Origin of the sequence: Moorena sp. SIO3B2 (genome assembly GCF_010692525.1) — a bacterium.
GTDB lineage: Bacteria > Cyanobacteriota > Cyanobacteriia > Cyanobacteriales > Coleofasciculaceae > Moorena > Moorena producens.
Genome location: NZ_JAAHHE010000198.1, coordinates 1 through 11,839 on the forward strand (window position 1 = coordinate 1; position 11,839 = coordinate 11,839).

At 44.2% G+C, this 11,839-nt stretch carries 8 protein-coding genes; 2 read left to right on the forward strand and 6 right to left on the reverse strand.

Annotated elements, in window-relative coordinates; genetic code table 11:
- Together F6K38_RS27260 and F6K38_RS27265 are read left to right on the forward strand one after the other, a co-directional pair.
- Window positions 1-409 (forward strand): response regulator (locus tag F6K38_RS27260; RefSeq protein WP_287358217.1); only part of this gene is annotated, 409 nt, incomplete at its 5' end.
- A gap of 169 nt (window positions 410-578) precedes the next feature.
- Window positions 579-1,652, forward strand: coding sequence for an ATP-binding response regulator (locus F6K38_RS27265; protein WP_287294115.1), 1,074 nt, complete (start codon window positions 579-581; stop codon window positions 1,650-1,652).
- Window positions 1,653-1,807: 155 nt separating this feature from the next.
- Here F6K38_RS27265 and F6K38_RS27270 read toward each other — a convergent pair whose 3' ends face one another.
- From F6K38_RS27270 to F6K38_RS27295, 6 genes are all read right to left on the reverse strand, one after another.
- Complete coding sequence (locus F6K38_RS27270; protein WP_008180678.1) at window positions 1,808-4,426, reverse strand: M1 family metallopeptidase; 2,619 nt, start codon at window positions 4,424-4,426, stop codon at window positions 1,808-1,810.
- A 259-nt stretch (window positions 4,427-4,685) separates the two neighbouring features.
- Entirely contained in the window at window positions 4,686-5,468 is a 783-nt protein-coding gene (locus tag F6K38_RS27275; protein ID WP_044492430.1) for an MlaE family lipid ABC transporter permease subunit, read from the reverse strand.
- Window positions 5,469-5,475: 7 nt separating this feature from the next.
- A complete protein-coding gene (locus F6K38_RS27280; RefSeq protein WP_008180681.1) occupies window positions 5,476-8,535 on the reverse strand; it encodes a methyl-accepting chemotaxis protein in 3,060 nt (1,019 codons plus the stop codon).
- A gap of 85 nt (window positions 8,536-8,620) precedes the next feature.
- Window positions 8,621-9,151, reverse strand: a complete 531-nt coding sequence (locus tag F6K38_RS27285) for a chemotaxis protein CheW (protein WP_008180683.1) — start codon at window positions 9,149-9,151, stop codon at window positions 8,621-8,623.
- A gap of 21 nt (window positions 9,152-9,172) precedes the next feature.
- A complete protein-coding gene (locus F6K38_RS27290; protein ID WP_008180685.1) occupies window positions 9,173-9,538 on the reverse strand; it encodes a response regulator transcription factor in 366 nt (121 codons plus the stop codon).
- Between the two features lie 298 nt (window positions 9,539-9,836).
- Complete coding sequence (locus F6K38_RS27295) at window positions 9,837-11,045, reverse strand: response regulator (protein WP_008180687.1); 1,209 nt, start codon at window positions 11,043-11,045, stop codon at window positions 9,837-9,839.
- Between the last annotated feature and the right edge of the window lie 794 nt (window positions 11,046-11,839).

Consider the following 11,839-nt stretch of genomic DNA (forward strand, 5'->3'; position numbering starts at 1 on the left):
AACAGCTCCAGAGTCACCGTTAATCTTAATTGCAGAGGATAATGAAACTAACATTAAGACGATTTGGGATTACTTGCTCAGCAAAGGCTATCGGTTGATATTAGCCAAGAATGGCTGGGAAGCGATTAGCCAGGCTAAAGAGTACCACCCACAGCTGATTATGATGGATATTCAGATGCCAGATATGGACGGTATTGAAGCGATTAAGCGAATTCGAGACAATCAGGAAACTAGCAAAATTCCCATTATTGCCGTAACAGCACTGGCGATGCCAGGGGATAAGGAGAAATGTCTAGGAGCTGGCGCGGACGAATACATCTCTAAACCAGTGAGTCTGAAAAACTTGGTCAGTACTATTCAAAAGTATGTTCATGTAGAGGTTAAGGATTTGCAATTAGTTAGTAATTAGTTATTCGTGATTAGCGTGATTAGTCATTATTTATCAGTCCCAAGTAGGTTTAAACATACTAATCAATCGTATATAAATTAATGGTATAATAATTTATATTAGCCAAAATAAATCCCAGATATCTATATTTAATATGGTGAACTATTCAAGCGCATAAAGGGTGTTATTGATGGATAGTCAAAACTCTATACTAGTAGTTGATGATGAACCCTGTGGGTTTGATGTCATTGAGGCTCTGCTATTCAAGGAAGGTTACAACTTGAGCTATGCCTCTTGTGGTCAAGAGGCATTAAACGGTCTAGAAAAAATTCAACCGGACGTAATCTTATTGGACGTAATGATGCCAGAACTTGATGGTATAGAGGTTTGCCATCGGATTAAGTCTCACCCAAAGTGGCACCATATCCCGATTATTATCGTAACGGCTCTCAATTCTAAGGAAGATCTTGCCCGATGCCTGGATGCAGGAGCCGATGATTTCCTAGGTAAACCTGTTAGTGGAATCGAACTGCGATCTAGAGTGCGTTCGATGTTGCGGATTAAAAAACAACATGATGAACTAGCTGCTACTCTACAGCTGAGGGAAGATATGTCTCATATGATCGTGCATGATTTGAGACATCCTTTGGCTAATATTATCATATCTTGTGAGATTTTGCAGCAAACTGAACTCAAAGAAAAACAGCAAAGAAAGACTGAACAAATCTTGAAATCAGCTCTCCAGCTGCGCTCAATGACGGATAACTTATTGATGATGGCGAAGTTACAATCGGGAAAACTTACCCTTCATCGAGACTTGGTGGATTTCAATGCACTCGAACAAGAGGTAGTCTTAGATTTCCAAGCCATTGCTCACGAGAAAAACATTCAGCTAGTTAGCGATATACCAGAATCCAGTAATACTCTTTTAATTGATGCTAATTTAATCCGGCGTGTCTTAGATAACTTGCTCTCAAATGCCATCAAATTTTCTCCTTCACAAAGTAAAATTATACTGCAAGTAGATTATCCAGTATATCCCGAACCCCAAGCTATAATTCGCATTTCTGATTCTGGACCTGGGATTAATGAAGAATTGCGAAAACGTATTTTTGATAAGTACGATGTGGGAAATTTAATGACTGGAATTTATCAAACTGGTCTGGGATTAACGTTCTGTAAAATGGCAGTTGAAGCCCATGGTGGTAGAATATTTGTAGAAAATAATCAACCATCAGGGTCAGTGTTTACTGTAGAAATTTAAGTAGAAATTGTAAGCATTCAGCGGTCAGCGGTCAGCCGTCAGCCTTGGCCTTTGGCTGAGAGCTGAGAGCTGAGAGCTGAGAGCTGAGAGCTGAGAGCTGAGAGCTGAGAGCTGAATGCTTACGAAATTTAATTAGAAGCTGTAAAAGAAAGACTTCATGCTTGATTAGATTTGGCTTCCAAGTTTTCCAGGCGGCTTTTGAGTTCCTGATTATCTTTTTTAAGTTTGTCAAGTTCGTCCCGTAGCTGTTTAATGGCTTTGTCAGAGCCAATGGTTTTCTGGACTTTCTGAATGGCTTCTTCTGCAATGCGACGAATTCGCCCATCAGGAGTATGCTCTAAAAGCGATCGCAAAATATCCATGGCTTTCGGAGTTTCCATTTTTCCTAGGGCACCAACTATGGTCACTTGAGTCAAATAGAAGGTTTCACGGGACAGTTCTTCTAATTGCTCCAGGATCGACTCTATTTTATTGGGAGTCTGACCTGTAGAAATCTCTCCTAAAGCTCGAATCGCTGTTATACGAAGGGGTTGAGGTATGCCAGGAGTGGTATATTCTAAAATTACGTCTAAGGCAATAGGTGAAGATTTAATTTGACTTAAGCCACCAATGGCACCGCTACGTACTACTTCATTCCAACCACTCCGTTCTTGAAGTACTTTTGTGAGCAATTGGATTACTTCATCTTCTCTATCCTTAAGGCTTGCCGAAACCATTCCCCCAAGTGACCTGGCTGCTGAAGCTTCTACGTAGTAGCTGGCATCCCCTTTTTCTAGTAATTGCTTGAGAGCATTGTAGCTTTCTGGAGTCTTCACGTCACCCAAGGCTTGGACAACGGCACGACGCACACGGGGATTTTGAGCGGACAAGCCAGCAATTAAGGCGGCTTCAGCTTGATCTAGTTTTACCTTAGCTAATTGTTTGGCTATTTCTAAACGAACACCCCAGAATGAGTCACTAGTAAGGGCATCAGACAATGCTTGTACTGCTTCTAATCCTCCCTTTTTCGCCAAGGCTTTCCCTGCATAGATACGGGAGATGGGGTCTGGGTCAAATTTCAGCTGGGCTTTGAGTTCGGCTATTGGGTATTCTAGGGAAACGGTTTTCAGGTAATTATTCCCGTGGTCGAAGCTAATTAAGTTAGGTTTTTTCGCCAGTGGGAAATAGAAACTTTGTTCCCGTTCATGAACCCTGACCGTAAATTTCTGTAGACAGGTTTCATTAGAGGTTTTCACAGGAGAATCGTCTTCGAGCTGGGTGTAACCAAAGGCAATCGGGATTTTCAGGTCAAATAGCTCACTATCGCTACCCGTTTTACTATCTTTTGCCTGAGTTTGGGTTACTGTCAGTTTAGCCAACTGGCTATCCCCATCCCAGGAATAGGCAACTTTGTAATCAGGATGACCCCCCCGGAAGACGTACTGGTCAAATAGGAATAACAGATTACGACCGGTAGCTTTTTCAATCGCCCTTAGCAGGTCAATGGTTTCTACGGTTTTGTGAGCATTATCTTGAACAAAGGTTTGGATTGCTTTCCAGAACAAGTCTTCCCCTAACTCTGCCCGAATCATATGATAGACGCAAGCACCTTTTTCATAAAGGTGCCTATCGTAGAGTTCAATAGCTTCTCGATAGACATGGGTAACCATGGGGCGGCGGTAACGGGAACTATCTTCTGATATATAACTGCGTGCTTCATTGAGTAGGTAGTAGGCAGCATCATCTTTACCATACTCATTTTCGGTCCAAAACACTTCTGTGTAGGATGCCATGCCTTCCTTAATCCAGGCATGGGACCAGTGTTTAATCACCACTAAGTCCCCAAACCACTGATGAGCAAGTTCGTGAACCACAAGGCTTTCAGTCCGTTGGTTATCGATAGCTGCTCGTTCATCGACCAAGCAACGGTCTGTTAACAGAGTGGTGGAGGTGTTTTCCATGCCACCAAAGATGAAGTCATCTACACAGACTTGGGCGTATTTCGGATAGGGGTAGGGATAGGCAAAGGTTTCACTCAAGAACTCTATCATTCCAGGAGTTTTGCCCATGCTGCGGCGAGCATCCTCCTCTCGCCCCTTCTCCACGTAGTAGTTTACTGGTTTGCCCTGCCATTCATCCCGAATTTCCGCAAAGTCCCCTACGGCTAGAGTCATCAGGTAAGTGGGATGAACTTCTTGCTGCCGCCAGTGGTATATCGTTTCATTGCCGTCTTCTTCTGTAGCAATTAGTTCCCCGTTGGAGATAGCAATCAGGGGTTTTGGCAATCTAACGCGGATTTCGGAGGTAGCAAGTTGACCAGGATAATCGAAACAAGGGAACCAGAAGCGAGAGTCTTCATCTTCTCCTTGGGTCCAAACTTGGGTAGGTTTGTTGGGGTAGTGCTGGTTTGGATGAATGAAGTAAATACCCCGCTGGGGGTTGTCTACACTGTATGCGATCGCAATCTTAATCGCTTTTCCAACAACAGCGGGGTTAAGTAGGTGGATCTGTAGTTGTTCCCCGTCATAGTCAAAGGGCTGGGGGATTTGGTCAACCTGCACTGAGGCGATAGTCAAGTTGACCGCATCAAGTACTAGCTGTTTAATGCCATTGCGTATTGGTTTGAGGGTGATGGTGCAGGTACCGCTAACCCTTTGGAGGGGGATATCCAGAGTTAAATCCAGGAAAATATGCTCCACTTGTCCTGGGCGGTCAGGATTGTATTGGGGTCTAGCACCAGGTAATTCAAACGACTTGTGAGTTTTGCTTTCGGTATCAAAATACGACTGGGACATTAGTGAAGTTGTAAAACTGAACAGTGTGGACAATAGGGTTAAGTGGAGCTCTTGGAAGTTTCCGAAAGGAAAAGGAATCGACCGCTACACAAAGTGCGATTGATCTATTCTAAATTAACTGATCTGTCGATTAATCCTGATCAGGTCAGGTTTTAGGGAATTTTGAACAGCTACAGACCTTGAGGGAAGATTACTGGTTTGTGAGTGTCTGTTAACGGATTGCTTTTGGGCAATTAACAATGAACGATCAACAAGCTATTCAGCTGATCACCGCACTACCCATCCCTTGGAACATCAACCATGATAATAAAAAGTTGCTAATAAAAATTGCTAGCAAAGCAGTAACCACAGCAGTGGTGGTAGATTGACCCACACCCTTAGCCCCTCCTGTAGTGGTTAACCCCCAGCTACAACCAATCACAGCAATCAACAGCCCAAACACTAAAGATTTAATAGCAGCAGAGAACAAGTCCCAAATTCCTAGGAAGTTACGAGCGGAATCAAGAAACACAGACTGGGGAATACCATAAAGATTTTGAGCCAGTACCACTCCTCCTACCATACCAGTCACAATTGCGAGAATGGTCAACACTGGCAGCATCAGACAACAAGCAATAACCCGAGGAATCACTAAGTAATCAATCGGGTCAGTCTTGAGCATATACAAAGCATCAATTTGCTCTGAAACGCGCATCGTACCAATTTCTGCAGCAAATGCCGAACCAACTCGTCCTGCCAAAACCACAGCAGTCAACACCGGAGCCAATTCCCTAGCCAAAGCTAGAGCCAAGACTCCCCCAATGGCATTCGTGGCACCAAAATTAATGAACTCTCGTGTTACCTGAATGGTAAACACCATACCGATTACAGTAGCAGTGAGCAAAGCAATTATCAGAGACTCTGGTCCAACGGTTACCATTTGCTCGATAGTATTGCGGCGGTGAATCTTCCCAGTCAGTAGATGAAGTATCACTTGCCCAGCTAAGAAAATCGCCGCCAGTAAACGCTGACTCCATAACCCGAGGCTGGTAGTTTTAGCCATTAGTCGATCATTTCCCATCATTCGCTTCCACACGGAAACGCTCAACAAATGTCCGCAACTCTCCCGCCACACCCACCAAGTTTTGCAAAGCTCCAGAAACCCTTTGGGCTTCTTGGGAGGTTTCTTGAGCAGTTAACTCAACGGATTGCATCACTTGGGCAACAGCACGGGATGTTTCAGTTTGCTCGATAGTATCCGCAGTGATGGCACGTACTAAAGCATCGATCCGGTTTGCCACTTGCACAATATCTTCTAGCGATCGCTTGGCTTGTTCTGCTCGTTTAGTACCTTCAATCACCTGTTGGGTGCCTTCTTCCATAGCTGTCATAACTGAACCGGTTTCACTCTGGATTTGCAAGACAATATGTTCAATATCCTTGAGTGCCTTGGCTGACTTATCAGCGAGCTGTCGTACCTCATCCGCAACAACAGCAAAGCCTCGACCAGCTTCTCCAGCTCTTGCCGCCTCAATACTAGCATTGAGTGCTAACAAATTCGTTCGGGAGGCAATGGTAGAAATCGATGTAACAATTTTAGAAATTTCCTGGGAAGATTCTGCCAAACGCTTGACTTTACGAGTCGTTTCTGCTACAGTCTCACGAATTTGCAAAATTCCTGCCACAGTGCGCTCCACAGCCTCACCACCTTTGAGAGCAGTAGCCGAGGCTGAGCGGGCAACTTCCTCAGCTTCTCTTGCACTCTCTGCCACCCGCTGAATAGCATCGGTCATCACCTGTACAGAGTTCAGGGTCACCGCCAGTTCCTCAGCTTGCCGTAAAGCATCAGAAGACAAGCTACGGGCAAAGGACTCACTATCGGTGGAACATTTGGTCACCTGACGGACTGCCTGCTTGACTTGTTGTACAATTTCCCGTAGGTTTTGAATGGTCAGGTTGAAGGAATCAGCAACTGCCCCCAACACATCCGCAGTTACCTCTGCTTGTACCGTTAAATCCCCCCGTGCTGCCCCTTCCACATCATCAAGCAATCGAATTACCTGGCGTTGGAGGTCTTCTTTTGCCTGTTCTTGCTCTTCTGCCTTTCGTTGTGCTTCCGTCATCGTTGTCAAGATGACTCTAGCCATTTGGTTGAAACTATGGGCTAACTGACCCAATTCGTCCTGGGAATAGATCGTAGCATGGGCATTGAGATTACCCTGAGAGACTCCTTCAAACTGGGTTTTCAGGTTTTCGGTACTACGTCTAATCTGCCTAGCTGTAATATTTCCCACAGCCAGAGTAGTACCAAAACTGGCAACACCAGCGGCTAGGGTCATCATAATACTAGTATTTCGCACGTGGTTTTTGAAGGATGGATTATCTCTAACCATGTATTGTGCTCCAGCACTCACCCCCGCTACCACCACCATTGAGACCGCGCCAGTAATCAAGGCAGTCATCCAATTCTTCTGGTTGACAGGAGCGTTTTCTATGGGAGCTAGTCGACCTTGGTCAATACTAACAACCAGCTCTTTGTCAATGTCTTTAGTGGGATTATAAATAGGGATTGGCTCGGTGGCACTACTAAGGCTAAATAGCTCCTCATTCCCAGTGGCTGACGGATAATCATGACTGGGTACAGCACTAACACCACTGGTGTTCATCTCCATTGACCCAGTACTTCCCAGTGTTGAGCCAGTAGTGCTTAATACATCAAAATCACTATTGTCATCACTCTCATTGGACAGTGGTTGCTGATCATCAACAGAGAAATCAGGGATTGAATCTAAATCATCATCAAATAGGTCAAACTCATCTAAAAAACCCTCTTTTACCCCTTGATGTGCTTCAATTCCTGACAAGATTTCCTCTTCTGATTCCGTTACATCATCCATTGTCCAAGAATCATCATCAAAGGATTCCAAATTAATTTGGTCTGGGCTTGGAGAGTTTAACCCATTGTGTTCATAAGCTGAGTCCAAAAGTTGCTCATCCGAGCCATAGTTTCCCGATAAATAGGGTTCAGTAGAGTCAGGAGCCTGATTGAGATATTCTAAGTCCTCTTGATTGTCAGCATAGGCTTGAGTATCCCCAGAAGTTGGTTTCTCTGTTTCCAAAGACTGCTCGGTCCTGGAATAATTTTCTTCGGTAGTCGGGGTAGGATCAGAACTTGGAGTCGGGGAAAAATTCCCCTCAAGCTCTGGTGAATTCATTAACAGGGTTGCGGCTTCAACAAAGGAATTCTTTGATTGCTCCTCGAGATCACTAAACTCGTAATCTGCCAGAGACTCTAATTCTTCTTCAGCCAGGACGTTAAACTCAACTGTGCTAGATTCACTAGTTAACTGTTCTGAACCATAAGAGAGCTCTTCGTCTAAATTCTCCTCAGGAGACACCATAAATGTTTGTAGACCCTCCTCTTGAGAGAGTTCAGGAAAGTGTCCTTCTGTGCCATTGTAACAAGTCTGACTACTGACAGCATTAACATCGAGTTCTAAATCAGAGCCAATTTCCCAACTCTCTAAATCCTCACTGTCTTCTTCTAAGTCACTGACCATACTAAAAGGGTCTAGATTATCAGCAGACTGTAACTCTATGGCTCCTTCATCACTATCACTAGTGGAATCTTGAAAAGACTCCTTAAAGGGTGAGGTGGATTCTGAAGCAAAATCATCAACCCCTGTGTTATCAAAACTTAAGCTTTCCGGGTCAAATTCACTGATATCATTAAAATCAGCGAAGTCTTGCCAATTTCCTTCTGTGGGTTCTGCACTCAACTCCTCAGTCTCATCTAGTTTCACCTGTGATGTATTGACATCATCAGGTGATAACCCAGGATCTTGATGACCATTTGTGGATTGCTGGGCGTACTCTAGACCGTTATTGGCATAATTAACAAAATCCGGCTCAGAGGTCAGATTGAGTACTGATTCATACTGTTGCCGAGCCAAATCGTACTGCTGTAGACCATAGCAGTAAATATGACCCCGCAGTAGCAGCGCACTGGGTTCATTGGGGAAATCCTCAATCAAACGATCAACGAGTGTTGCCGCTTCTTGGTATTTGCCCTGCATATAGGCTTTTTCGGCTTCCCCATACAGCTGGGGGTAATTTATACTGGATGCCATTTACCTCCTCCCGAAGCATTAAAAATTAATATTTAATAATAATTAATCCAACTAATTTTTAATGTTCAATTTTTAATAATTATTTTTAGGCTGCCCACCTTGCTGAGCGTATAATCGCCACATGATCAAGTAGTCGCAGAACCTGATTAGACTCAATGTCTAGCAACCACTCACCGCGTAAGAAAGGAGTCATACTATCGGCAACATTGGTAGGCATATGTAACTTTTCCACATCCAGCCAGTCTGTACAGACAATTTGTTGAACTGCCAACCCCAGCATAGTGTCTTGATCTTCAATAGCAATAACAGGGATTTCTATACGGTCTGTATTTAAAACCGTTTTATCCCCCAGAAACTGACCCAGATCTGAGACCCAAATTACCCGTCCACGTCGATTGAAGGTCCCCAACAATAAAGGGGAAGCATTAGGAATAGGAGTAATTTGTTCAGGGGAGGGGTCAATTACCTCTTTGATACCAGTAGCCGGCAGAGCAAATTCATCACCAGATGGCAGATAAAATCGCAGGTATAGTTCGCCTTCAGGACTTTCCAATTCCTGCAATTCTGGGGCTTGTTCAAGAGCCGAGTCAGTTACAAAGTCCGAATTAGCAACCATTCCCGTCAAATACCAATATATTTATCTTCTGAGTAGCTGTCTAACTGTTCCAATCAACTCCGTTGGCTGAAAAGGCTTCGCAATGTATGCATCTGCACCTTGCCTCATGCCCCAATAGCGGTCAAATTCTTCACCTTTTGAAGAACACATCACCACTGGCACATTCTGAGTTTTGGGGTCAGCCTTAAGACGCCGACAGACCTCATAGCCATTCATGCGTGGCATCACTATATCCAAGACAACTACATCTGGACAAGACTCTAAAATATGTTCTAAAGCCTCAACACCATCACTGGCAACATCCACCTTCAAACCACTACCTTTAAGGAGGTCTGAGATCATCTGCCGTTGAGCAAGGCTGTCTTCTACAACTAAAACTTTACTCATAACTCCTAGCTCGACCCTCGGGAAAGGTCGTGAAATTAAACCACAGCCCGATTTGGGTCTATAAATTAAATCATGATTACAGTATCCCTCATCTATCGGTGGTGATAGCAAGAAAGACTATATTTTTCTTGAATTTGTGGAAGCTCCTAGCTTGACCAGTGGGTTTAATTAGGATAGTGTTGGTTAATTAACTGATAGGTTAGACGCCTCTATTAATAACTCAAAGGCTGACAGAGCAATATTCTCCCCTTGATCTAATTCTTTGCTCAGGGCATTACTACCTTGGTATTGTTCTAGATCACCTCGACCAAATGTATTTCTCCAAAAGCATCAATAACTCATGATCTCCGAAGGGCTTGGTTAAGTAGTCAGTTGCACCTACCATTCGCGCTCTGACCCGATCAATAAAGCCATCTTTGCCTGTGAGCATGATGATGGGGGTTTGCCGAAATGCTGTGGATTGGCGTAACATGCCACAAAGCTCATAACCATCTAGGTCGGGCATTACTAGGTCACAGAGGATGAGATCGGGTTGGAGTTGGAAAACCTGACTCAGAGCCTTTAGGGGCTTCTGTATTGCTGTGACTTTATAACCTTTGGCTTCTAGGGTATATTCCACAGCTTTTCCAACTGCGAGATCATCATCAACACAGACAACAGATCGTGTAACTTTCTTGAACTCCCATTGCTCTTCAATGGCTGGCGTATCTGCTTCTTTGGGGGTCACCATTTGGATTGACCCCTGTTGTACATAGGGATGAATAGCCCGAGCTACGGTGATTAGGTCGCGATGGAGATAACGGGACAACTGGCGTAGAGAAGTTTTGCCATCTACCCAACTGCTTATGAGTCTAAAGGATTTTTCCGGCAGTGTAGCCTGTAACTGGTCATGGGCAGTAATCATTGGACACTGATGGGGAGATTGGATATGAGGGCACAATTGCTTCCACTCCTGCACCTGCTTCATCATCTCTCTGACCAATGGTTCTATTTCTAAGGTAGTAAGTTGCGGTGCTAATGCCGGACCAATTTCAAATACAAAGTAGCCATGGTGAAGGCTCAGCAAATCAAAAAGGGTTTCATTAACCATGCTTTGAATGATGCTTCGCCCTTGGTTTGGTGTGATCACATGCTTTTCTAACAAAGCCCAAAGGTAACCATACTCTAGAGCATTGGTAGCCGCAATCGACAGACTTTCCAATTTATCGAGAGCATCATTGGCTTTATAGCGGCGTAGATAATCATGCAGGCGCGTCAAGCTCCCATCGCTGTCAGCAGCATAGGCAATCTGGCCATTCAGGAAGAATACAAACCAATACGGACGCGGACTTGGTAGTTTTGGCTGCTGGTAAAGTCTAGCTGAGGTAAAACGATTGCTGCCACTATTGCTAGCCTTGCTACTAGGGTGAGGGCTGTATGCCTCGACTAAGAGTTCCCCGGTTCGCTGACCTAGCTCGATCAGTTGCAGGATGCTACGGATATCAATTTCACTCAAAGTTCCCTGCATTTAAAGACAATGTGCTCCTAACAACCTGTTGATGTATCTGAGATTATGACCTGTCATTGAGTTAAAGGATGCCCATACACTGGTACTGATCTATCTTTGCTCAAGAAATGGCTTAACTGTACACTGAAAATATCCCCAAAAATGAGTTGGTAAGGAATGACTTCTGTAAGCCAACTGGTCGAAGCTTACCATGGCTGGAGACAGCTAAGCATGAGCGAAGTACCTGATTAGCGGTAAGAGTGGGATTTTGACGGTTACTGGAAAATTAAGCTAAGATGTCTAAGGTTATAGGTTAGGACTTTAAACACCATTGGATAGCATATAAGCATATAAATTAAGTATATTTATTTGAAAAAAAATGAGCGACGCATTCCCCGGAGACGAAACCTTAGACAGGCTCGCCTTATTTCATATAACTTAAACTTATGACTCACAGGCTGTCGCGCCTATCGCTCAACTGTCTTACGGTAACTTCTTTCACCTCGTTCAGGTGGGGGTTAGGAGCTCCAAAATGTGATATAATCGCATCATCTTGAGCGGTACGGCAAAGGAGAGAAAAGATTCTGAGCAACCCTGAGGCACGACCTCTCTACGATTGGGAAAATTAACCTATAAATCCTTTGTAGTCGGTTCATAAACGTCAGACTCTCAGGTAAAAGCTTCATTGAAGTGCGGCTCGTTCCAGCTAAGAGCCTTATTACATAAGGGGTATGAGCTGGGGGAAAGAAGGACTAAAAAACCTTCAAACCTAACTGACTGTTTGGATGGCGGTGAAAACCCGACCCCTTCAGGAG